This is a genomic window from Polynucleobacter sp. HIN5, assembly GCF_030297555.1.
Lineage (GTDB): Bacteria > Pseudomonadota > Gammaproteobacteria > Burkholderiales > Burkholderiaceae > Polynucleobacter.
Genome location: NZ_AP028136.1, coordinates 723510 through 746550, shown reverse-complemented (window position 1 = coordinate 746550; position 23041 = coordinate 723510). Strand labels below are relative to the sequence as shown.

Annotated in this window: 22 protein-coding genes; 3 read left to right on the top strand and 19 right to left on the bottom strand. The window is 46.1% G+C overall.

Features of this window, described 5'->3' with window-relative positions:
• Position 1: 1 nt before the first annotated feature.
• Both QUE61_RS03950 and QUE61_RS03945 read right to left on the bottom strand, forming a co-directional pair.
• On the bottom strand, positions 2-1348 hold the full coding sequence (locus tag QUE61_RS03950; protein WP_286307851.1) for an efflux RND transporter periplasmic adaptor subunit: 1347 nt from the start codon (positions 1346-1348) through the stop codon (positions 2-4).
• Positions 1348-2634: a TolC family protein gene (locus tag QUE61_RS03945; RefSeq protein ID WP_286307849.1), complete on the bottom strand. Its 1287-nt coding sequence runs from the start codon at positions 2632-2634 to the stop codon at positions 1348-1350. Before QUE61_RS03945 ends, QUE61_RS03950 begins: the two co-directional genes overlap by 1 nt.
• 262 nt (positions 2635-2896) lie before the next feature.
• On the opposite strand from QUE61_RS03945, the gene QUE61_RS03940 reads away from it, so the two are divergent.
• Positions 2897-3856: a sodium-dependent bicarbonate transport family permease gene (locus QUE61_RS03940; RefSeq protein ID WP_286307846.1), complete on the top strand. Its 960-nt coding sequence runs from the start codon at positions 2897-2899 to the stop codon at positions 3854-3856.
• 94 nt (positions 3857-3950) lie between these two features.
• Entirely contained in the window at positions 3951-4958 is a 1008-nt protein-coding gene (locus tag QUE61_RS03935; RefSeq protein WP_286307844.1) for an MBL fold metallo-hydrolase, read from the top strand.
• 64 nt (positions 4959-5022) lie between these two features.
• On the opposite strand, the gene QUE61_RS03930 is transcribed toward QUE61_RS03935, so the two are convergent.
• The 12 genes from QUE61_RS03930 to QUE61_RS03875 all read right to left on the bottom strand — a co-directional run bounded on the left by QUE61_RS03930 (position 5023) and on the right by QUE61_RS03875 (position 17834).
• Entirely contained in the window at positions 5023-5268 is a 246-nt protein-coding gene (locus tag QUE61_RS03930) for a hypothetical protein (protein WP_286307842.1), read from the bottom strand.
• A gap of 7 nt (positions 5269-5275) precedes the next feature.
• Entirely contained in the window at positions 5276-6625 is a 1350-nt protein-coding gene (locus QUE61_RS03925; protein ID WP_286307840.1) for an FAD/NAD(P)-binding protein, read from the bottom strand.
• Positions 6626-6648: 23 nt separating this feature from the next.
• A complete protein-coding gene (locus tag QUE61_RS03920; RefSeq protein WP_286307838.1) occupies positions 6649-9726 on the bottom strand; it encodes an efflux RND transporter permease subunit in 3078 nt (1025 codons plus the stop codon).
• Between the two features lie 3 nt (positions 9727-9729).
• Entirely contained in the window at positions 9730-10965 is a 1236-nt protein-coding gene (locus tag QUE61_RS03915; RefSeq protein WP_286307836.1) for an efflux RND transporter periplasmic adaptor subunit, read from the bottom strand.
• 8 nt (positions 10966-10973) lie between these two features.
• Positions 10974-12254, bottom strand: a complete 1281-nt coding sequence (locus tag QUE61_RS03910; protein ID WP_286307835.1) for a TolC family protein — start codon at positions 12252-12254, stop codon at positions 10974-10976.
• A 64-nt stretch (positions 12255-12318) separates the two neighbouring features.
• On the bottom strand, positions 12319-12702 hold the full coding sequence (locus QUE61_RS03905; RefSeq protein ID WP_286307833.1) for a hypothetical protein: 384 nt from the start codon (positions 12700-12702) through the stop codon (positions 12319-12321).
• Between the two features lie 112 nt (positions 12703-12814).
• Positions 12815-13096, bottom strand: coding sequence for an HU family DNA-binding protein (locus tag QUE61_RS03900; protein ID WP_286307831.1), 282 nt, complete (start codon positions 13094-13096; stop codon positions 12815-12817).
• A 269-nt stretch (positions 13097-13365) separates the two neighbouring features.
• Entirely contained in the window at positions 13366-14247 is an 882-nt protein-coding gene (locus QUE61_RS03895) for a DMT family transporter (RefSeq protein ID WP_286307828.1), read from the bottom strand.
• Positions 14248-14308: 61 nt separating this feature from the next.
• Positions 14309-14500: a hypothetical protein gene (locus QUE61_RS03890; protein ID WP_286224502.1), complete on the bottom strand. Its 192-nt coding sequence runs from the start codon at positions 14498-14500 to the stop codon at positions 14309-14311.
• A 97-nt stretch (positions 14501-14597) separates the two neighbouring features.
• Complete coding sequence (locus QUE61_RS03885) at positions 14598-14954, bottom strand: Rap1a/Tai family immunity protein (RefSeq protein ID WP_286307826.1); 357 nt, start codon at positions 14952-14954, stop codon at positions 14598-14600.
• 35 nt (positions 14955-14989) lie between these two features.
• Positions 14990-16108, bottom strand: a complete 1119-nt coding sequence (locus tag QUE61_RS03880) for a DUF3300 domain-containing protein (protein ID WP_286307824.1) — start codon at positions 16106-16108, stop codon at positions 14990-14992.
• A gap of 28 nt (positions 16109-16136) precedes the next feature.
• Complete coding sequence (locus QUE61_RS03875) at positions 16137-17834, bottom strand: cation:proton antiporter (RefSeq protein ID WP_286307822.1); 1698 nt, start codon at positions 17832-17834, stop codon at positions 16137-16139.
• 388 nt (positions 17835-18222) lie between these two features.
• On the opposite strand from QUE61_RS03875, the gene QUE61_RS03870 reads away from it, so the two are divergent.
• Complete coding sequence (locus tag QUE61_RS03870; RefSeq protein ID WP_286307820.1) at positions 18223-18771, top strand: GNAT family N-acetyltransferase; 549 nt, start codon at positions 18223-18225, stop codon at positions 18769-18771.
• 10 nt (positions 18772-18781) lie between these two features.
• Here the strand turns inward: QUE61_RS03870 and QUE61_RS03865 are convergent, their stop codons facing one another.
• From QUE61_RS03865 to QUE61_RS03845, 5 genes are all read right to left on the bottom strand, one after another.
• Positions 18782-19174 (bottom strand): VOC family protein, encoded by a 393-nt coding sequence (locus QUE61_RS03865; protein ID WP_286307817.1) that lies wholly within the window; start codon positions 19172-19174, stop codon positions 18782-18784.
• Between the two features lie 67 nt (positions 19175-19241).
• Positions 19242-20018, bottom strand: coding sequence for an ATP-binding cassette domain-containing protein (locus tag QUE61_RS03860; protein ID WP_286307816.1), 777 nt, complete (start codon positions 20016-20018; stop codon positions 19242-19244).
• A 1-nt stretch (position 20019) separates the two neighbouring features.
• Complete coding sequence (locus QUE61_RS03855; protein WP_286307815.1) at positions 20020-21063, bottom strand: FecCD family ABC transporter permease; 1044 nt, start codon at positions 21061-21063, stop codon at positions 20020-20022.
• Positions 21060-21962, bottom strand: coding sequence for a heme/hemin ABC transporter substrate-binding protein (locus QUE61_RS03850; protein ID WP_286307813.1), 903 nt, complete (start codon positions 21960-21962; stop codon positions 21060-21062). The genes QUE61_RS03855 and QUE61_RS03850 overlap by 4 nt, the downstream gene beginning before the upstream one ends.
• Complete coding sequence (locus QUE61_RS03845) at positions 21959-23041, bottom strand: hemin-degrading factor (RefSeq protein ID WP_286307811.1); 1083 nt, start codon at positions 23039-23041, stop codon at positions 21959-21961. Before QUE61_RS03845 ends, QUE61_RS03850 begins: the two co-directional genes overlap by 4 nt.

The window sequence follows — 23041 nt, the reverse complement described above, 5'->3', positions numbered from 1 at the left end:
CTTAACCACCGCCACTGAGCTGACGCTTACGTTCCGCGTTTAAATGAAACGCACCCTCAACGGCAATTTCCTCACCCTCTTTGAGGCCAGAGAGAATCGCGCGCATGCCTTTACCCTCAGGGCCAGCCTTAACAGCAACCATTCGGTAGCGATCATCGTCGCTTCGAATAAATACGTAATCTTGGTTATCTTCCCGAATCACCGCAGAATTTGGCACTACCAAGCGCTCAATGGGTTCACTATCAATTAACATCGTGGCCAACATCCCTGGACGAATTTGCCCCGTCGAGTTTGGAATATCCATGCGCACCACGACCGTACGGGTTTGTGGGTTAACGATGGCATCCACGTGCGAAATAACGCCTTCTATCACGCGATTACGTAAGGCAGGAATAATCACCGAGGATTTTTGACCTTTTTGTAACAATGAAGAGTTCCCTTCGGGCACTTCAGCAACTGCCCACAGGGTGCTGAGGTCTGCAATCGTAAAGAGCGCCTCGGAGGGTTGAACGACTTGGCCTTTATTAATTTTGCGCTCCACAATTTGACCAGGGATTGTCGCCACAACATTGTTAATAGACTCAATCACACCGGTCTTAGCGAGTCGATCAATGCTTTTTTGATCCATACCCTGCACGCGTAGTTGATCGTTTGCTGCACGTAACTCAGCCTTAGCACTCATAGCCTCGGCTTCCCGGCGTTGCAACTCAGCCAGAGCGATCACATCTTCTTTGTAGAGGATCCGCGCGCGATTAGCGGCTTGCTCAGCCAACTGGCTAGCAGTGCGTGCTTTTAAGTAAGCAAGTTGTGATTGAGTGAGCTCGGTTGAGGTAATCTTCGCCAAGATCTCACCCTGTTGAACTTCTTGACCGGGCACACCTAAGATGTCAGACACACGTCCAGTTACATTGGCACCAATCCGTGCTAAGAAGCGCTCATTGAAATCAATGCGGCCAGAGACTCGCAGCTCCTCAACAAAGGGGGCTAACTCAACCTTGCCATTTTTGATTAACTTACCGAGATCATCGTTCACATACACAATGCTTGGGTCTTGGACCAGGCGGGGTGTTGACTTGGAATCAAATACATCAAAGTAATACAGAGTTAATAAAACAACCACCACCCAAGGCAGAACAAAGAACCCGGTTTTGACCCAAGCTGGACTAGCATCGTACTTTTGTAAAACTGCGGGGGCTTTTTGATGAACAAACTCCCGAATCTGGGCATAGCCCTGCTTTTGCCAATCGCGCACCGCATGAATTGATGACGCAACTTGCTCCCTAATCAGGGCACGCCCTGCTTGAATGTGGTCAGTTAACTTTTTACTGAGCTTAGGTTCAGCACTCATTATTTTTTACCTTCAATCATGGCCACCCATTCCGGCGAGGCACTCAAACGTTCAATCTCATTCACAATCGATGCCAACTCAAAGCGGGCTCGGATTAAATCATTACGAGCGGCCCGAAAGGTTCGTTGCGCATCTAAGAACTCCAACATGCCACGCTCACCAAAGCGATAGGAGGTCTCGGCAATCTTGCGGGCGCTAGCCGCAAGTTGTACGACCCGCTCGTCCAACGTTTTGACCTGAAAGCTCGTGATCTCATAGAGTTTGTAGGCTGACTCCAGCTGGGTCTCGAGGCTTTGTGTCTGCGCGTTCAATTGATTGCGGGCTTTCGAGGCATTGGCCTCGGCTTCCGTAATTTGGCCTTGGCGGAAATCCCAAATTGGGATGCTCACCACTAAACCGTAGAGGCGATCGGTAAAGTTTGGATCGTTGTATTGCTGCGCCTTAATGGCCAATTGCGGCAAGCGCGAGTTTTGCTCAAAACTTAATCGTGACTCGCTGGCCTCAACCTCGGCCTTGGCGCGCTTTAGCTCAGGACTCTGATTGCGTAAGTTATCCAATAAGAGTTTGAGATCGGGTAATTTGGGGATGGAATCGACTTTGGCCGCAATCTCAAAGTTTGCGGGTAGATTAAAGCCCACGACTTTACGCAATTGACTGCGTGCTTGCTCAATTCGCAGTTTGCTTCCTTGGGCCACAATCTCAGCATTGAGAAACTCGGTCTGTGCACGAATCAACTCAAAGCGTGCGGTTTCGCCAACGTCATAGCGCAGCTGCATGCGATCACGGATTTGTTTGGTGAGATCCAGGTCTTCATCCGCAGCGCGCGATTCAGCTTCGCGGCGCACGAGCTCATAGAAACTTTGGCGCACACGTGCAATGGTTTCAACTTCAAATGCGATCCGATTTGCTTCCGCTGCTCGCATACTCGCCTCGGCAGCGTTCACACGTGGGAAACGGGTATACGGCATATCGAGTGGTTGAGTGACAACCCATTGCGAGAGGTTGCCGGTACTTAAACCGCCCGAGGTTCCACGTTGCTGACCCGTGTTGACCTCAAACTCTGGGTTTGGAATCGCTCTCGCGCTTCGCAATTGACCGCTAACCGCCCGGGTCTGATCACGAGCCGCCATCACCTGCGGATTGCTTTCCAAGGCGAGCTGGATCAGTTGGTCAAGAGTGAAAACTGTTTTTGTTGATGGCGCTTGCGCCCAAATGAGGGATGCAGTACATACCCAAATTAGGGCAATATGAAAGAATGGTCGAATCACGCTTAAATAGGGGTCCACAGTTTTCCAATACTAAAAACTGGTCTGGCCAAGGACTGATTCCCCTCGCGCACCGGGTCAGCTCTTAACGGCTTTCCGGAATGTCGATGCACAAGACCCATTACTAGGCAGGCTACTCCCCAAAATCGATAAGAGAATTTAACCATAGACTGCGAATCAGTAATTTCCCTAATAAATATAGGTCTATTCTAAGGTGGCCCATCCATACGGGCATGTTGCACTTTTCCAATCATGGATTACAAAAATGAGAAAATAACAACTCATGAGTACCATTATTGATCCCGCCATCCTATTTTTTATCTTTGGCGTGTTTGCAGGATTGGTTCGTTCCAACCTCGAGATCCCGCAACCCATCACACGCTTTCTGTCTCTTTACCTTTTAATGGCTTTGGGCCTTAAGGGTGGGTTCGCTTTGCACCAATCTGGGCTTACCTTCGCAATTACCACCAGTTTGGGGATTGCGATTGTCCTTGCTTGCATTATTCCGCTCGTCAGTTATTACTTTCTAAAGACCAAACTCAACGCTCTTGATTCAGCAGCGATTGCAGCGACGTATGGGTCGGTTAGTGCGGTGACCTTCATCACTGCCACTCAATATCTCAACCATGTTCAGATTGAATATGGTGGTCATATGGCTGCTGCGATGGCACTCATGGAATCCCCAGCAATTATTTTGGCGATCTTCCTCGCCAATCGTGCGAAATCTTCCATGTCGCAAACCAAGCAACCCATGAAAGTTGGCAAACTACTGCATGAGTCATTCACGGACGGCGCGCAGCTATTACTGCTTGGTGCGATGTTGATTGGCATTATCTCGGGACCCGATGGGCAAAAGGTAATGGCACCATTCTCCGTGGATTTATTTAAAGGCATGTTGGCATTCTTCCTGTTGGACATGGGTTTAATGAGTGCCAAAAGTTTTGTTGATCTTAAGGGCAAACCCAGCCGTTTGATTGTGTATGCCTTTGTAGCACCTCTTTGCCACTCCCTCTTCGCACTTTTACTCTGCTACATCTTTAAGGTGGAATTGGGTAATACGATTTTGTTGATGGTCTTGGCTGCCAGCGCATCTTACATTGCTGTACCGGCAGTATTACGCCATGCCTTACCCGAGGTGAGCCCCGCTTTATACATGGGCATGTCGTTGGGCATTACCTTCCCCCTCAATTTGATTATCGGTATCCCGCTCTATACCCAGATTGCCAAGCTAATCATGGGTTAACCCTTTCATTGATGAACAAATTACTCAAGTAATCACTCAAATTGATAAGCTGGGTAAATATTCGCTAAACTGAATATATCAATGGGGGTACGCAATGGTTGCTGATACACGTCGTCGAGCACTTAAATGGATCGCGGGAGCCGGGGGAGTCATGCTTGCACCGCAAGCCATGCGGTTTGCGAGTGCGGCTGAGGAATTTTTTAAAGGGCCGCCGGTCAAGGATATTCCTGCCAAGCAAATTAGTAAGCACGTTTGGTTAATCTACTCACCCGATGGCTTCCCAACTCCCGAGAACCGGGGCATGATGGCCAATGTCACCTTCGTGGTCACCAGCAAAGGGGTCGTTATATTAGATACTGGCGCCTCCCTACAAATTGGGGAGATGGCAATCCGCATGATCAAGCGGGTCACGAATAAACCGGTGATTGCGATTTTTAATTCGCATTACCACGGCGATCATTTTTTAGGCAATCAGGCGTTTGTTGAAACCTATAGCAAAGATATGCCCATTTATGCGCATCCATACTCCGTCAAACAGATCAAAGGTATTGAAGGGAATACCTGGCGTAATTTAATGGAGCGTTGGACTAATCAAGCGACTGCGGGTACCAAAGTGATTCCACCGACTCACGACGCTAATCAAGGCGATGTATTTAATTTTGGTGATGTGCGCATTAAGGTTCATCACCATGGCACTGCGCACACCCCCGGGGATATTTGTATGCAGGTGATTGAGGATAAGGTGACCTATGTTGGCGATATCGCGATGGGCAATCGCATTGCCAATATTGATGATGGTTCTTATGTCGGTACCTTTAAGACCTATAAGAATTTACAAGCGACCGAAGGTGATCAGTTGTGGGTGCCCGGGCACGGCGAACCTAGCAAACAGCTCCTCAATGAATACGGTGAGTTCTTAGCAGGCATTTACGATACCTGCGTCAAAGCAGTCAAAGACGGTCAGGATCTAAGCGTTGCCAAATCATTGGTGCTTAAGGACCCCCGCGTCAGTAAGCGAGCCAAAACCATGCAGGGTTTTGATGGAAATATTGGTAAGTACACAAGTCTTGCCTATTTAGAGGCTGAGAAAGAAGCATTCTAATTAATATTGGCTTTCAGCCTGAGCTTTTGAATACCAAACCGACTCCCAAGAAAATAAAGTAAGTTTAGCGACAGTCAAAGACAGCAACGAGCAAATTATCACCCTTGCGATACACCGCTTTCTTGCCGTACTGTTGGCAGTAGGCATTCGCTTTCTCTGTCAGTTGAGGAAGTGACTCATCTGCACTATTCAAAAAGGTGACATGATTGGCGTCTGATGCATCCGTAAAGACAGCGGCACAACCCTGAAGTGCTATTAAGGCGGACAATATGACGAATGTGGACTTTGAGCGATTCGAGAGTCGTTTCATAATCGTGTTATTGAACGGATGAGCTAGGCATCCAGTTTAATCGGATTGCTTTGGCGAGTTGCTCAGCTTGCTTAGCAATCGCGCTTGCCGCAATCACATCCCCCAAGCTGCCCATGGTCGCCGGCCCAATCATCCAAAGGCTTTGATAGGCCTTACCTTTCGGATTGAGAACGTTGAACTGAGGATCGATTGTGATTGAACTCTTGAGTACATCAGGGCTTGCAATGGCGTCGCTTATCAATTGATCAAGTAATCGATCGCGCGCCACCCCAGTGCAGTTAATTAAATGATGGCCATGTACGACCTCACCCTGACTTAGGGTTACATGAATCGCTCCATCGCGAACAGCAATCGCCTTGGCGCGTCCACATCGAAACTCAATTTGTTGCTGATCGCGTAATTTTTGGTACGCTGCAATGGTTTGCGGTGAAGCCCGAAAGCGATAGAGATTCCAAAGCCAGCCAAAGCGTTTCATCAATATTCTACGCTGATGGGCATTGAATCCCTGCCAAATACGATTGAGATCGGGGCGCAGCTCTTCCCAGGCACATTGCCATTCCGATTGATCGGTTGGGATATTAGGAAGATAGTGGCGCATGAAGCCCACCAAACATGCAGGTGTAATGGGATTAGGCCATTGCGGTTGCTTGGTTCTAACCCACGGCGCCTGAGATGGGGGAAAAAGTGCCCGCGGAGAAATCACTGAGACTTTTCCTTGGTGGCCCTGCTCCACCAAACCATTAATTGCATCGAGCGCCGTTAATCCACCCCCAAGCAAAAGAACATGATCCTTTGCGGGTATCCGTCGGAGGTAATCACTCGGCCATGGGTTTTCGGTCAAAGTGAGATTGCTAAAGATCTGCTCAATCTGAACTGGACATGGCCAGGTCGGGGTCGGATTACCAGTCGCCAGAATCATTGCTTTTGCATCAATATGTTCACCGGTCTTGAGTTCAACCCGCCAATGGCCATCAGACCCAGTGATGCGCTGTGCCACGCCCTGAATATGATTGAGAGCTCTACCGTCAAGTTGGTCATGAACCAATTGATTCATGTAGACGCCAAAATCACCCCGGCGATAGAAGTGGCCTGCGCTTGTTTTAGCTTGGGGATCCTTAATATGCTCATTTGCCCACTTGGCAAAATGCAGCGGGTCTTCGGAGAAAATGATTGGAAGATCTTCACGAACGTTTAATCGAAATGCTGGGCTTGTGCACCCATATGCATTACCCCGTCCAGGAGAGTGCATACCAAGAATCGCAATCGATTGCGTATCGACTCCTTGACGCAGCAGATGAATTAAGGCAACGGCAGCTGAAAATCCGTCGCCAACAATAAGTAGGTCTTTAAGTGCCACTATCAATACTGAATGGATTCAGGTTACACAGTATAGAGATTACTTGCTTTCCGTGAACGAACCCATGCATAGAAAACAGGTAGCACAAACAGGGTAAGTATGGTGGCTGTAATCATGCCACCCACAATCACCAGGGCTAATGGTCTTTGGGCTTCCGATCCAATCGCATGCGACAAGGCAGCAGGTAATAAGCCCAAACCTGATAACAAAGCGGTCATTAAGACGGGTCGGACTCTCAAACTAGCACCTTCCACCATCGCATCTTTCATTTGCGACTCATCATCAATACTAGCCTTGTTAATAAATGAGATCAGAATAACGCCGTCTAAAACAGCAATCCCAAAGAGCGATAGGAACCCAAACAAGGCAGAAATGCTAAGGGTCTCATTGGCAAGGTGTAAGGCAACAATACCCCCAATTGCAGCAAAAGGGACATTGATTAGTACAACTATTGCATCGCGGATATTGCCAAAAACACTCAATAGCAAGAAGAAAATACCTAACAATGCAAGTGGCACGATAATCATCAATCGCTTTTGGGCTTCTTTCATTTGATTAAACTGACCATCCCAAGATATCGAATAGTTTGGAGGCAAATGTAATGATTTTTCAATTAAAAATTTAGCATCCTCAACAGCACTACCAAGGTCTCTACCACGCACGCTAAATTTAATCGCTATATACCGCTTTCCATACTCACGATAAATAAAGAACGGACCATCCCCAATTTTTACTTTTGCAACCATGGATAACGGAATGCGCCCTCCCCCGGGCACATCAATTAGCAAGGCAGCAATATCAGAAATATCATTGCGGTGATCCTCTTGCAAACGAATTGCGATCCCGAAACTCTTCTCATCCTCAAGTAATTGGGTAATCGGCGCACCGCCAATTGCGTCAGCAACCAGTAACTGAATCTCGTCCATCTCTAGGTTATAGCGGGCAGCACGTTCTCGATCAATTTCAATATTGAGAGTAGGCTGTCCCAGTTCTTTTAAGATACCCTCGTCGGCAATTCCTCGTACCTTCTTCAGTAGTTTTAGAACCTCTTGCGCCTTTTCATCCAAAACTTCTAGATCGGGTCCATAAATCTTGATGGAGTTCTCCCCTTTCACCCCAGATAAGGCCTCATTCACATTATCTTGAATGTATTGTGAAAAGCTGTAATTTAATCCTGGTATTTTTTTAAGCTCTTCTTCCAGATTCGCAATTAATAATTTTTTACTACTACCATTAGGCATTTTGTCAGGTGGCTTTAGATATAAGCCATATTCTTGATTAAATACACCGGTAGGGTCTGTTCCATCATCAGGACGTCCAATTTGTACGGCAACCTTCTCAATTTCAGGTTGTTTTCGAAATAACTCGCGAAGTTCATTTGCAATCTTCACTGAGTAATCCAAATCAACGGTATTGGGTAAGGTTACGCGTAGCCAAATATTATTTTCTTCAAGCGTTGGTAAGAATGCGGTTCCCAAGCGTGTGGTGCTTAACAAAGCAAGGCCCAAAATAAAGACTGAGAAAGCGGCAATCGTTCTGGGCTTATCCATCCAACGACGTAATACTGGTCGATACCAAGTCAATAATGCAGTGATAAAACGTGGGGGTTGGTGATGAAAATTTTCACCAAAAATGAATGACATCATGGCAGGCAAGAAGGTCAAACTCAAAATCATGGCTGCAATCAATGCAAATCCCATCGTAAACGCCATGGGTTTAAAAATGATTCCCTCAACGCCTCCCATTAAGAACAAAGGTGAATAAGCCACAATGATGATGCAGACTGAATAAATCATGGCGCGCTGTACTTCGCTAATTGCCACCACAATACTTTGATTAAGGCGTTTTTTGCCATCCTCTAAATGACGCATCACGTTCTCGGTCACAATCACGGCGGCATCAACAATCACGCCAAAGTCAATCGCTCCCAGCGAAATCAAATTGGCAGGAACATCAAACAAGTCCATTTGAATAAAGGAAAAGCACAATGCCAGTGGAATCACGGCAGCAACTACTGCAGCAGCTCGTAAATTGCCCAAAAATACATAAAGAACGATGAGTACAAGCGAAATCCCAAAAAATAAGGTGTGTTTCACTGTGCCTACCGTGATGTCGAGTAAGTTCTGACGATCATAGAACGGTTTGATTTCTATACCAGGAGGTAATATATGGGTATTTAAATATTGAATCTTTTGTCGCACCCGAGCCAAGACCTCCGTGGCATTCTCTCCGCGTCGCAAGTAAATAACACCCTCAACTTCGTCTGGTTTATCGTCAAACTGAAACACTCCTAAACGGGGTGCATGACTAATTTTGACTTCGGCAATATCGCCAACCCGAATAGGTATGCCATTATTTGTAGCTACCACCACTTGCTTAATATCTTGAATATTCTTAAGAAGACCAACGCCGCGCACAACAAATTGCTGTTCACCGCTGGGTAGTAGCCCCCCTCCGGTATTAGTATTAGAGCTTGATAAGGCCGTTACTAGTTGTGAAAGAGTAACTCCTTTTGCTTGCATCTTCTCTGGCAGGATGACAATTTGATATTGGCGAACCTTACCACCGAAAGAAGAAACTTCAGCAACTCCTGGAGTTTGTTTTAATTCTTTATAAATCTCATAGTTCTGGAGTGTTTTTAAACGTGTTGAATTAGCATGATTCGATTGAACTTGGTACCGCATGATCTCACCTGTGGCATCCGAATCAGGGCTGATGCTCGATATAACCCCCGGTGGAAAATCTACCTTTGATAGATTGGCAATGAATGTTTGTCGAGCCCTAAATGGATCAGTTTTATTGTTGAACTTTAAAGTGACTACCGATAAACCAAATAAGGATACGGAACGAAAAGTTTGAACCCCAGGAATACCGGCCAATGCATTCTCAACTGGTATCGTGATCTGTTGCTCGACTTCCGTAGTGCCCCTGCCTGGCCATTGGGAAATGGCCTGGATGGTAAGAGGTGCAACTCCGGGATATGGCTGAATCGGTAACGATCGGAGCGCCATTACCCCAAGAATCAAGAGCAAGGCGCAACAGGCCAAAACAATAATTCGTTTGTGAATAACACCGCGGACAAATGAACTAATTACACTCACAAACTACTCCTGCTTGGCAAAACGTTCATTTAGAAGCACTGCGCCTTTTACTAAAATCTCTACGTTTGGCTCAATACCCTCTGTGATAGCAAAACGATTTCCATCAAAATCAAAGCCTTTCACGATCATGCGTCGATAGTTTTCAGGTCCTGTTCGTATGAAAGCGTAATGTGATTCTTTATCTCGAACAATTGCAGTTTGCGGAACCACAATAGCTTGAGTAGTACCGATTTGTAATTTTCCATTGGCATACATATCCGGACGCAAACTGCCATCTGTATTCGTAATATCGGCACGAATTAAAATTCCACGTGACTGGGAATCAACCGTGGGGGATACGTAATTAACTTTGGCGAGGATTTCCCTGTTTGGGAAAGCCTCAAGATGGATGCGCATTGGTTGACCCCGCTCAATTAGGCGCGCATCTTGCTCAAAAACATTACCCGCAAACCAAAGTGCTTTAGGATCTGCAAGAAAAACCAATGGTTCACCACTGACGACAATCGCTCCTGGCTCTACATTGCGTTTTACGACAACGCCCTTAATGGATGAGCGCATCAACAGATTTGGGCTCGTCTTGCCAGTTTTTTCTAGGGTAAGAACATCCGACTCTGCAAAACCTAAATTACGCAATCGATTGGCGGCAGCTTCTTGCGTAATTTTTGCGTCGGCCAATAAATTAGTCAGTGAATTTGATTCACTTAAGATTTTGACCGTCTGATACGTTAATAAAAACTCCTGTTGCGCTGAATTAAATTCAGGGCTATAGAGCTCAACGATTGGACTGCCCATCTCAACTGGAGCGCCCTCAAAAGCAAAGATTCGCTCTACCCGTCCTGGCACGCGGGCACTTAATAACTTCCCTTTTTCGGCATTAAACACTAATCGTCCTGGTACCCGAAGCTCTTGTGGGACGCTTTGCAAACCGGCTTTTTCAAAGCGATAAATCTCGGGATTTAATGTAATCCCAGGCATACTGAGTGAAATCATGCCCGATTTATCAACTACCATTTCCTTTTCCATTTGCTCGGTTTTAATCACCCGATGAACAGTTGTTAATCGACCAGCAATAAAACCAAGTACTAAGATACCGAATGCAAACGCAGCTAAACGAATTCGATATCGTTTTTCTGGTGCCAGCTCCCAATACGCATCTGAAATTACCTTCAGTTTTTGTTGTAAATGACTAAAAGTCTTTTCTAGAATTTCAATTAGTTTTGGATTGAAATGATGTTTCATAATGGTTCCTAAAATGGTTCGCGTCCCGCAGCAACCATTAACACAGCGTATGCTTGCAATAAGTCGCTCTCAGCGACCGTGAGTTGATTCTGAACGAGCCTTAACTGATTTTGTGCGGTTAGAAGATCATTAAAGCCCTGACCGTTGTTGGAGTACTGAGTTAGGGCAACCTTATAGGCGGCATCGGCTTGTGGTAATTGGCTATCGCGAATAAATTGCATGCGATTCTTAGTTTGCTCAAATACCGTATAGGCATTTGCTACCCCTAAAATAATTTGTTGACGGTTCGCTACATTACTCGCTTCTACAGCCGCTTGTTTACGAACAGCTTGCTCTACCCCGTACTTTTCTTTCATGAAAAAATACAACGGAATCACGATATCGAACTCAAATTGATAAAAAAGTGCGCCATTGTTCGGGGCAAATGGACCTCTTGGGGTATAGGAAGAACCAATGACCTGGAAATCTGGCAAATAGGCCTTTTTAGCGAGACTGACGCCTTTACGCGCAGCATCCACATCGAGTTGGGAGCTACGTAATAAGGGATGGCTAGTTTCAGCATAATTTTCCAACTCAATTAGAGTTGGTACCGAGCGAACCGCCTGTTGCACGTTTCCAGATAATGTAATTTTTTCTCTGGGATCGCGGCCAATCAATTGATTAATACTACGATAAGCCAGTTGCAGCTGCTTCTCCAAATTAAATTGATCTGCTACAGCAGCACTTTGGGCTACTTGCGTATTTAAAAACTCAACATAGGCTGCTGAGTTATTGGCATAGCGCGATCTCGATACATTTTTGATTAACTCAAAACGAGCGACCATTTCCTTTGACACCTGAAGCTGTTTTTGTGCCGACAACGCGTTGTAATACAAGGTGGATAGTTGAGCGCCCAGTTGTAAATAGCTGGATTCACTTTGTGCTAGCAGTGATTCCGCTGAAGTGTCCGCAATTTCTGAAGCAAGGCTTTTTTTACCAGGAAACTGAAATGGTTGCGCAACAGAAATTGAATTATTACTACTGACACTATTATTTGCAGTCCCTAATGCAAATGGTGAATTAGCTGGCATCCCGGACCAAACCAGTCCTAACTGAGGGTTCGCAGGTGCTGCAATTTGGGGGACGGTAGCCTTTACGGATAAATAGTTCTCTCGTAACGAGGTGAGCTGAGGATTATTGAGTTTGAGCTCTGCCCATAACTGACGCAAGTCCATATCCCGCGGTGGACTTTGCGCCAACGCAGAACTAATCAACAAACATAAAGCGAACAAGCTAAAAACTGACTTCATCAATCCAAATATTCCCAAGATAGGGGTTTATCAAATGTAGAGTGATCTCTCTACCCAAAAAACGTTACAAATTAATCGACGCTAATGGAGGGGCTCGAGGGAGATGAGAGCGAATCAGGGAAGAATGAAATACTTCTAGATTGAAAGTATGAAAACTTTCTTTTGAAGGAGATACATAGGGAATGTGGACAGTATGTATTGATAGCTGCTCAAGATCATCCGCCACTCCAAAAGATGAGGCCAGAAGTTGAGTAAGCTCTTTGTTGTGCCAAGAAATGGAATTTGGATCAAACTGCACGGCTGGCGGTGTTGTAACCAGCTGCGTGATTTCCTCAAAGTCATCCAAGTCCTCTTGAAACGACGGTGTCGCAGCTTGGACAGAGCACCCGAAGACAATAGATGCAATTACAAAGCAATGTATAAATTTTTTGCCAATTGATTCAAGCATGTATGGATTCTAGCGTATTGCACTTGAATTACAAGGCTTTGCGGCTTTGAAATGTTGCGGAGCAACAAAAAGCCGCCTCGTGGGCGGCTTCTCTGGCAATACCGAAACGGTATTATTTGCGTTTGTTGACAGAGTCTTTGAACGCTTTACCGGCAGAGAACTTTGCGGTTTTTGATGCAGCAATCTTAATTGCTTCACCAGTCTTTGGATTGCGACCAGTACGTGCTGAGCGCTTACCTTGGCTGAAGGTTCCAAAACCAACTAACTGAACGGAGTCACCTTTCGTTACTGCTTTGATAATATTTTCAATCGCGGAGTTTAGAGCACGCTCTGCACTAGCTTTTGAAAGTTCAGCATCATCAGCAATTTTTTCTACGAGTTCAGCTTTATTCATATTTTTCCTTTAAACAAACAATTAATAAACTTTACAAAAATGGACTGCTACAGCAGCCCAAAATAGAAGTCTCCTAAATATAAATTACCATTTGCCAAGTAATTTGCAACTGATAACGACTAGAGTTTGCAACACAGATTACGTGAATACAAGGGGATTGCTCTAGGGATAATCCCGCATTTTTTACGATCTTGACCGCCATCAGACCCTTTACTGGCTTGATTCTGCGGTTAATTTCATAATCTGAATACTTCCACCCGTCAATCAAATTAGACAGCTGGCCCCCGACGTACCAACATCTGACGCCCAATCATGACTGTTGTAATCACCAAACCGGCAAAAAGAATGTTCATCCAGGTAATGGGTTCAGAGACCAAAATAGCAGAGGCCAATAAGGTACAAAAGGGTTGTATTAATTGAACCTGACTCACGCGTGAGATTCCACCAATCGCCATACCGCCATACCAAAAGAAGAATCCAATAAACATTGAAAAGATCCCTAGGTATAAAAAGCTAATCCAAATACTGGCATTAGCTATTAAATAGGATTCTTGAAATGTGAAGACGCTTCCAATCACGTTGATCGGCAATGAGAGAACTAAGGTCCATGAGATTACTTGTTTGGCATTCATCGTACGCGATAAGTTGCCGCCAATCGCATAGGCAATCCCATTGGCTGCACAAGCAATCAATAGCAAGAGATCGGTATACCGAAACCCCCCTTCACTATTTAAATAGGCATAGGTACAGACGAAGAAACAGCCTATCAAAGCGCTAATCCAAAAGCCCAAGGACGGCCGCTCTTGAAAAAGTAGTACTCCCGCAACGACCGTAGCCAATGGCATGATCCCCAAAATAACACCAGCGTGAGAGGCCTCACCCGTAGTCATGGCAATATTAATAAATAGGGGGAAGATAAAGACTACCCCGAGCGCCACCATCGCAAATTGACGAATTTGCTTAGCGTCTGGAATCGGTGCTTTGGTGAAGATTAGATAGGCTCCCGCCAAGATTCCAGCGAGTAATGCGCGCGCAAAGCACAAAAAATAGGGATTAAGAATCTCAACGGTTATTTTAGTAACCGGTAGGGTCAGGCTGAATATAAAGATACCTATGAAACCAATCAGCATGCCTTTGGTTTCATTTTTCATTGAGTGCTCTTAAAAATAAAATGGCTCCGCAATGGAGCCATCAAGGGATGAATCTATTTAATTAGTTTCGGGATTTTTGTTTGATTGCAAATGACAAATAACCAAGGGCAAGACCAGAGCCCAAAGAGAAGATAAACACAGCAGTTTTGGAGTCAGGGGCACTTGCGGAGAAGATCAAGTAAAAGGCAACCGTAATACTAACCACCATACCAATAAAACCAGCAATTTTCATGATCTTATCTGTCGTACTCATTGAATCATTAATTAGCATCTGGAGCATGTTTTTTCCTTTCGGCAAAGAGAATCGGCGGAACTCAAAACGATTGTATAACGATTGTCTAAATTAGCCACTATTTACAGGGGTAGCGTTGTTTGAAGAAGCGGATTAGGGTTTTAGCGGCCTGCTCTGGATTAAATTGCGGATTTTGCTGATTCCATTTGAGAAAATCCTCGAGTACTTGCTCGCGCGTGTGGTTACTGGATGCAAAGCAGATACTAGGCTTTGAACCCGCTGGGCGACTGGCTAAATAAGCCTGATAAACCCCCTCACCAAATCCAAAGCAAAAGTTTTGAGCATCTATATCGTTTCGCGCTTTGCAAAGTTCCACCATGGCAGCAGTCGACGCATCATGCGGTTTTGCTTGCCCATAACTGATCACCGGAATGATTGCCAAATATCCGAATGCTAATCCCAAAAGTATCTTCATTGTTTTCATTGATCGTATTTTGATTGATAGCATGATTAGCGCCTAAATCCACCCATGCGACCACCCCCAAAGCCTCCTCCACGGAAGCCTCCGAAGCGATCCCGATTCTCATCAAAGCGCGCCTGTTCCCGCATCGCATTTTCTTGAGCAGCTTCTCGAGTTGCATTGGGGTTTGCTCGATCCGCTGCAATTGCGGAGCGCCCTTCTTGATCAAGACGGCTGGCTTGAGCCTTTTCTTGGGTTGTAGCATTTTTCTCAAATGCACTATCGGCGCGCTGCGCAGCATTGCGCGCATCTTGTCGCTCTTGTGGAGTGGCGTTATTTTTCCAATCGTTCAAAAGGCGTTGCTGGTTAGCAATGCTGCTCGGACCAATTAAGCCTCGGTTCGGACGTTGCTCATTATTATTTACATTAATCGTGCCGCTTGACCAAGCTGGCGTTGCCCATAAGGCCCCTCCAACCGCTAAACCCACCCCAAAGGACATAGCGCCCCAGGCCGGATCATACGCGGGATATGGTGGGTAATCGGGATAGGGCCATGGACCATAAACCTGGGTTGGGTTGTAGGTTGGCACATACACAATTTGCGTATTGGGCGGCGCGATGATGATATTCCCGCTGGCATCGGTACTCACGGTCATTTGGGCATTACTTTTTAAGGTACCGGCAGTTTGTGCTTTCTTGCGGAGAGCTTGAACAGCTTTCATCGTATCTGCCGGTTGCAACTTATACGCATTTCCGAGATTTTGTGTCCACTGCAACTGCTTCCCCATCATAGTTAGCGCTTGAGGAAATGTAATTAATGACTTCACACTATCGTTCCACGATTGAGCATTGATTGCATTCGTAAGCGCACTGCCCTGCAAACTCGTATTGCTCGAGCGCCAGTTATAGGCTTCAGCAACTTCAAGCGGATAGGTTGAAGCCAACAACATAATAGATAGCAATGAATCAGGGTATAGGGCGATTGGAGAAACCAAAGACTCTATCTGTGCATTCGATAACATTTGAGGGCTCGCGCTCACGGTTGCAGCGTTACCAAAGTCGCTATTCGATTGACCCCCAGCACAGGCGCCCAGCAATATCGTTGCTACAACGCTCACCGCAAGGAAAATAGGCTTTCTGGATTTAGCCATCATGATTTGGTGGTTCATTATTTTCAGTACTAAACAAATAGATAAATTATTTTGCCATCTCCGCGATGACCTCACCGGCTATGCGTGCTGCCAACTCATCTTCGGGGGTAAAGGATTTACCCCAGCCCTCTTTCTCATAGAGCTCGATCTCTTCAGGGCTTCGCGCCCGGATAAAGATTTTGACCTCGGGATTCAGGGTTCGCGCAGTTTCCACCATCTTGCTAATATCAATTGAATCTTTTGTTGCAATGACCAAGATTGCCGCACGAGCAATATGCGCCTGAATCAAAACAAAGGGATCGGCTGCATCACCAGTCACCGCGGGAATATTTTGCTTACGAAGCTCCTCAACCATACCGCGCTCTTTTTCAGCGATCACACAATTAATATTGTGTGCCTTGAGGCTCTCAAAGACTTTCTTACCAACGCGACCGTAACCTACGATCACCACTTGCTTATGTAAGAGCGATTCGTTAACGGTGGTGGGTAATAATGACAAGGGATCCAGCCGCTCATCCAGCTTACGTGCCAGGTGTGAGCGCTTTCGAGCCCATACTAAAGCTGGCTCGATACCGTTAAATAAGAAGGAGTTCAAGGCGATCGATAAAATCGCTCCCGCCAAGATCAAGCTGTACACCTCATTTGGAATTAGATTCATGGCAAGACCCATGCCAGCAAGAATAAATGAGAACTCCCCAATCTGAGCCAAGCTTACACCGACCGTTAAAGCGGTCCCAAGTGGGTAATTAAATAGGAGGACTAGAAGAACACCAACTGCCATATTTCCAATCAGAATGATTGAAATAACGATTAGTAATTTAAGCGGCTCTTGCCAGATGATCTCCGGATTAAAAACCATTCCAACCGATACAAAGAATAAGACAGCAAAGGCATCACGTAACGGTAAAGACTCATCAGCAGCGCGTTTACTAAGCTCCGACTCACCCAGCATCATGCCCGCAAAGAAGGCGCCGAGCGCAAACGATACATCAAATAACTCAGCCGAAAAAAAGGCAACCCCAATTGCAGTTGCAATAACCGCTAAAGTAAATAATTCCCGCGAGCCACTCTTTGCCACCAACCACAACATCTTGGGTAATAAACGCTTCCCAACGACTAGCATGAGTGCGATAAATGCAGCAACTTTTGCAAGGGTTATACCAATCATTGACAGCAAATCGCCAGAACTCGCCTGCTGAGTAGCGGCTGCGTTATCTCCATAAATACTAGCTAACACAGGCAATAGAACCAGGGCCAAGACCATGACCAGGTCTTCGACGACGAGCCAACCAACCGCAATCTGGCCATTCGCTGTTTCTAATAAACCCTTTGATTCAAGTACTCGCAAGAGAACAACGGTACTGGCAACCGATAAACTGAGGCCAAAAATAATGGCGCCGATGGTTGATAAATCCCAATAGCTTGCAACCATAAAACCAAGTGCGGTAACCACAATAATCTGTAGTAATGCACCGGGTACAGCAATTTTTTTGACGGCCATCAGATCATCAAATGAAAAATGCAGTCCGACACCAAACATCAATAGCATGACACCAATCTCTGCTAACTGCTGCGATAGCCCAATGTCTGCCACGAATCCAGGAGTTGCAGGTCCAATCATGACCCCAGCAATTAAATAGCCGAGCAATGGCGGCATTTTTAAATATGAGGCAGCCAAGCCAAAGATCAGAGCCAATCCAAAACCTCCAGCAAGAGTTGCAATCAGCGTAACGTCATGTGGCATAGATCAGGATAGTTATTCGTTATCGATACAAACCATTCGATAGTATCAGTTTTGTTTTTATAAGCCCCAGCAAAAAAGCCATATTCCACAAGCATTCCCCGTTTTTTCTTAGTCGTTGTTGAGGTATGTCACCTGCAATGGCAAATGCGGAGAGTTGGGATAAAGCCACGCTTGCAAATGCTGTCATGCAGCATTCTTAAATTAAGCGTATAGTAGATTTAGGGTTAACCCTTAAAAAGGGTTTATTCCTATTTAAATCAAACCTTTACAAGAGGATAGAGTATGAAAAAACTAATGAAATACCTTAAAAGCATCGTTGAAGCCTGGTCTGAGGCTCGCTTAGCGTACATCGCAAGGAAGCAAAAAAGTTACCCCCTGGGGTCCTAGGATGACGGTCTTTACTCACTTTCTGCCAGATACCCAAATCAGTCGGTATGGATCGTGGCTAAAAACCTTAGATCCCCAGACGCTGAGAAACTACTTTGGGATTAGCTTAAGCGCTGAGGGCATCAATCGCCTCATCCGTAAATTTAAACAGGACAAAGCGAATCATCACTTTCTGATTGCTCATCACGATGGACACTGGGCCGGTGTAATTCATATTGCCCGTCTCAATGATGCAGTTGAATTTGGCGTGATTGTGAAAAAAGAGTTTCGTCGACATGGCATTGCCGATCAACTATTGAGCGAAGCAATTACTTGGGCTCAAAACCGTGGCTACCATATGCTCTATATGCATTGCGTCATCGAGAATCAAGCGATTCGATATTTATGCGATAAGCACGGCTTGCAATCCAGGAATATCTACGGCGATGTTGAAGGTCATATGGACCTACCCAAACCCAGCTGGCGATCCCTATGGAAGGAATATTGGCAACGTCAAGCCAATTGGTATTACTTTGTCGAAGACCGGCTGAAGGACACAAAGGCCATCTAAAGCTAAGCTCTTAGAGCAATTCACTGATCTCGATTAGATTTTGGTCGGGGTCGCGAAGATAGACTGAATTTATTTTAGTCGTTGCGCCAGTCCGAACAACGGGCCCTTCGATGATTGGCCAATTTAGAATTTTTAATTGCTCAATCACCTCCTTTAATGGACGGTCTGCAATAAAACATAAATCAAGCGAACCAGGTGTTGGAACATCTGCCTTGGGTTCAAATTCTTTACCTTTGATATGAAGATTGATCTTTTGCTGACCAAACTTGAATGCTTTACGCTCAACCGGTGGTGTTCCCCCAATAAATGACTCAAGTTTCATCCCAAGTATGCGTGTATAGAAATGGATGCACTGTTCCTCGTGTGCAGTTGTTAAAACCAAATGATCCAGATGATCAATCATGTCCCCTCCATCACAGTTGCTAATGAATGGATCATATGGCATCCAACAAATAAATTAAAGTGTTCGGTTATGGGTAAATACCGGATGGGTGAACCTGAATCAGCACACTTCTCCCCTGGCTATCGCGAAGATGCTCTAACTTAATACCATATAAGCGCTCTAGGTCTTCTAGGGCATGATGATCAGCCGGACAATCTTGAATAATGCATCCATGCTCAACAAGGAGTAAGCGCTCAAAATCCAGGGCATGATTAATGTCATGCAGAACCGCCAGCACTGCATGGTTTCTTTCTCTCGCAAAACAGTCAATCGTACCCAGCAATTGATACTGCAGCCCTGGGTCTAATGCTGCCACTGGTTCATCGACCAAAATTAGACCATCGCGGACATCCCATAGCTGAGCAAAGATCCGTGCCAGATGAATTCGTGCCTGCTCACCACCTGATAGCGTACTAAATGTTCGCCCTAAAAGATGCTCTGCGCAGGCCATCTGGGCTGCCTGCATAACAATTGTTTCTTGGTTGACCTTACTCGGGGCGCTCACCCTCCCCAGCTCAATCACAAAATCGGTCATGAGTCCAAAAGCAATCTGGGTGTGCTGAGGCAAAACCCCTCGTATTCGACTTAGTTGCGCCGATGAATACTGATCCATCGAAGCACCATTTATCAAAATCATGCTGCTTTTGATTTGATACTCTCGCGCAATCAATCGAATAATGGTCGACTTGCCGGCACCGCTTTTACCTAAGATCGCAATCCGCTCACCTGACTTGATTGTGAAATCAAATGGCCCAAAGAGTTTTTTTTCAAGCTGTAAAGAGGCATGATGGAGTTGTAGTTTCATATCAATTAAGCCTTGATCGATATTGCCGCAATAAGATCAAAAATAATGGGCTGCCTAACAGGGCAGTGAAAATACCGACAGGCACCTCTGCAGGGATTGCAATGGTTCTGGCAATCGTGTCGGCAATGAGTAGCAGAATAGCCCCTACCCCTGCGGAATAGGGAACTACCCTCCTTTGATCAGACCCCAAGCAAATACGCACAAGGTTGGGTGCCATCAAACCAATAAAACCAATCATGCCGCACCATGCAACGGCCAATCCAGAAAGAGTGGCAACCAAAACGATGACGTTCGTTCGTAGGTGTAAAACATCTACCCCGAGATGATTGGCAATATTCTCACCCAATGTCAAGGCGTTGAGATCCTGTAAAAGAGTTCGAATCCAGACCCATCCGATGACTATGGCTCCAACCAGCACCCCGACCATCATCCAGCGTGCACTTGCGAGAGACCCAAGGGTCCAAAAGGTAAAGCTACGCAATTGTTCATCGTTGGCTAAATAGGTACATAGACCGATCACGGCACCCGCTAAGGCATTGAGTGCAATGCCGGTTAATAGCAGACTAGCAATCGATCCCGGAGATACAACACGGGCGACATAATCAAGACAGAAACAAACTGCTATAGCACCCAAGAATGCAAAAAATGGGATTGCCCAGACCCGTAGCTCCTCCGTCGTAATAAAACGAAAACCATCTAATATCACGATACCGATCGCTACGCTACAACTGGCTCCCGCAGAGACCCCCAATAGACCTGGATCAGCTAAGGGGTTACGAAATAAGCTTTGTGCGAGAGCGCCTGCAACGCCCAGTGCTGCACCAACCGTAATGGCTAATAAGGCACGCGGGATCCGAATGGTCCAAAGCACATAACTAGCACCCTCATAACCATTCTTGGGATTAAAAACTTGCAACCAGTCCAAACCATGAATATCCACAGCACCTAAGTTGACTGCGATTAGAAATGCAAGCAACCCTATAAGAAATAACCCAAGCCTTGCACCCCAGGCTGAGTAGTCAAGTGGACTGATGCCCTGTCTCATCCTAATATGGTGCGCGCTTGACGATGCAGCGTTAAGACCGCCTCAGGCATTCGTGGACCAAACCCCAATAAATAAACAGCATCCATTGAAATAATCTTCTGACCAAGAATCGCTTTCGTTCTTTCCATGCCGGGCAGGTGCGCAAGCTGACTACGTCCGCCAATCGCTTGCAGCCCTTGGTCTGTGACCAGGATCAAATCAGGGTTGGCCACAATCACTGCTTCGGGAGTAAGGGGTTTATAGCCCCGAAATCCATCCATCGCATTTCGTAGACCAGCGTAACGGATCATGGCATTGGCATTGGTTTCTTGGCCAGAGACCATCACTTGGGATGGGTTCATTGAATGAATGTAGAGCACACGAGGGGCTGCACTTGGAAAGGGTTTAGCTTTCACCTCATCTACGATACGAGCCCACTGCTGCTGCAACTGAAGCTCCAATTGATCGGCTCGAGTTGGTTGATGAATCGCTTGACCAATCGCAATCACCCGATCACAGATTCCGGTAAAGGTGTGGTGGGCAGGCAAGCGCCTTATCTCAATCCCGGCATCTTGAATCTGTCGGAGTACCACTGGGGGCCCCGCATCCTCGGTCAATAAGATTTGGGTTGGGGATAGCGATAAAACTCCCTCTGCCGATAAGGTTCTTGAGTAGCCAACACTAGGTAACGAGCGTGCGGCATCCGGATAAATCGAGGTTGTATCAACCCCCACAATCAAATTACTAGCATTTAATGCATACACAATTTCTGTAACTGCTGATCCAATGCAAATCAGACGTTGGCGACCTAGGGTAGCTTGAGTTCGCTCTGCCCAAGCTGGCTTCTCAAGCCAAGCCATCGGGACGGCTGCCATTGCGCACAGTAAACGACGACGCCCTGTATGAGCAAGATTACTCATTGGCAGACCTCCATCAATCCATGCTCACCCTCAATCTGGGTTACCAGATCTCGCCAGGATGTAAGTTCAGCCTTACCAGGCTTACGCTCTCCGAAAAACATTGCAATGGCCTCGCCGCTCTGATCAAAAAACTCAATGGAAGTAACAATGCCATCTACAGTTGGCTTACGAACAATCCAGGCATGCTCAATCAGATCCTGACGAACATGCAAAATAAAGCGGGGGTCCATCACATTGATCCAAGACCCTTGTTCAATGATCCGATCAATGGGTCCTGAATGAATCTGAATCATTCCAGGATTACCAACAAAAACCATAATGGGGGTTTTGGTCTGCGCCGCACGCTGCAATATCGATCGTAAGCAGTCTTTAGAAAGCTCCCGAACAAACTCCGGCTCTGCCAAACGAAGTGCCTGAGTACGTGTGAGTGTGTATTTTCGTAAGAGCGGATAAAAATCATGGGTATCCTTGAGATCTCTCCATGCCTGCCAAAATCCGGCGCGATCGATCTCTGTATCTGGTGCTGGGGGCGGCTTTTCCTTGAGCTTTGATACCTCAAGACCAGGCTCTTGTTGGGGGTTCGCAAACAATGAAACGATTGCGTCAAATGCCGACACATCACTCTGTGGCTTCAGATGAACCTTATGAATCGCCTGTCCCTGCGCATCAAAGAATTGCAAGCTACGCTGCTCTCCCTGAGAACCACTTTCAGTAACCGCAAATCCAGCAAACCAATGTTGATAAAAGATCCGCAAGTCAATCTCACCCACGACCAGACCTACCGACCCCTCTTGGCTTACCTGACGGTATTGACCCATTTTTTCATGGATGCAGGCTTCGTTACGGGTGAGAGCCATGACCTCCCCAATCGACTCAATCGAGGCTATCAGCGCAGGCCAATTAGTGTCCAGACGAATTGCTCTTAAGCCCTTAGCTGCTGTAGCACCAAGTCCAACATGAGCGGCAATCAACTCTCCCTCAGAAATAGTAAGCATCGCAGCAATTTCTCGATGCCGTAAGCGTCCCTCTTTGCGCAAGGTGATAAACGATTGACGAATACGATGAATCGGCGGTTTCAT

Coding starts and splice junctions, on each gene's coding strand:
- QUE61_RS03865 (WP_286307817.1), bottom strand. CDS start 19,174: ATGATTGATCATCTGGATCATTTGGTTTTAACAACTGCACACGAGGAA.
- QUE61_RS03895 (WP_286307828.1), bottom strand. CDS start 14,247: ATGAAAAATGAAACCAAAGGCATGCTGATTGGTTTCATAGGTATCTTT.
- QUE61_RS03915 (WP_286307836.1), bottom strand. CDS start 10,965: ATGAAACATCATTTCAATCCAAAACTAATTGAAATTCTAGAAAAGACT.
- QUE61_RS03855 (WP_286307815.1), bottom strand. CDS start 21,063: ATGAGACAGGGCATCAGTCCACTTGACTACTCAGCCTGGGGTGCAAGG.
- QUE61_RS03950 (WP_286307851.1), bottom strand. CDS start 1,348: ATGAGTGCTGAACCTAAGCTCAGTAAAAAGTTAACTGACCACATTCAA.
- QUE61_RS03890 (WP_286224502.1), bottom strand. CDS start 14,500: ATGAGTACGACAGATAAGATCATGAAAATTGCTGGTTTTATTGGTATG.
- QUE61_RS03930 (WP_286307842.1), bottom strand. CDS start 5,268: ATGAAACGACTCTCGAATCGCTCAAAGTCCACATTCGTCATATTGTCC.
- QUE61_RS03940 (WP_286307846.1), top strand. CDS start 2,897: ATGAGTACCATTATTGATCCCGCCATCCTATTTTTTATCTTTGGCGTG.
- QUE61_RS03880 (WP_286307824.1), bottom strand. CDS start 16,108: ATGAACCACCAAATCATGATGGCTAAATCCAGAAAGCCTATTTTCCTT.
- QUE61_RS03905 (WP_286307833.1), bottom strand. CDS start 12,702: ATGCTTGAATCAATTGGCAAAAAATTTATACATTGCTTTGTAATTGCA.
- QUE61_RS03870 (WP_286307820.1), top strand. CDS start 18,223: ATGACGGTCTTTACTCACTTTCTGCCAGATACCCAAATCAGTCGGTAT.
- QUE61_RS03845 (WP_286307811.1), bottom strand. CDS start 23,041: ATGAAACCGCCGATTCATCGTATTCGTCAATCGTTTATCACCTTGCGC.
- QUE61_RS03850 (WP_286307813.1), bottom strand. CDS start 21,962: ATGAGTAATCTTGCTCATACAGGGCGTCGTCGTTTACTGTGCGCAATG.
- QUE61_RS03875 (WP_286307822.1), bottom strand. CDS start 17,834: ATGCCACATGACGTTACGCTGATTGCAACTCTTGCTGGAGGTTTTGGA.
- QUE61_RS03910 (WP_286307835.1), bottom strand. CDS start 12,254: ATGAAGTCAGTTTTTAGCTTGTTCGCTTTATGTTTGTTGATTAGTTCT.
- QUE61_RS03900 (WP_286307831.1), bottom strand. CDS start 13,096: ATGAATAAAGCTGAACTCGTAGAAAAAATTGCTGATGATGCTGAACTT.
- QUE61_RS03935 (WP_286307844.1), top strand. CDS start 3,951: ATGGTTGCTGATACACGTCGTCGAGCACTTAAATGGATCGCGGGAGCC.
- QUE61_RS03860 (WP_286307816.1), bottom strand. CDS start 20,018: ATGAAACTACAACTCCATCATGCCTCTTTACAGCTTGAAAAAAAACTC.
- QUE61_RS03885 (WP_286307826.1), bottom strand. CDS start 14,954: ATGAAGATACTTTTGGGATTAGCATTCGGATATTTGGCAATCATTCCG.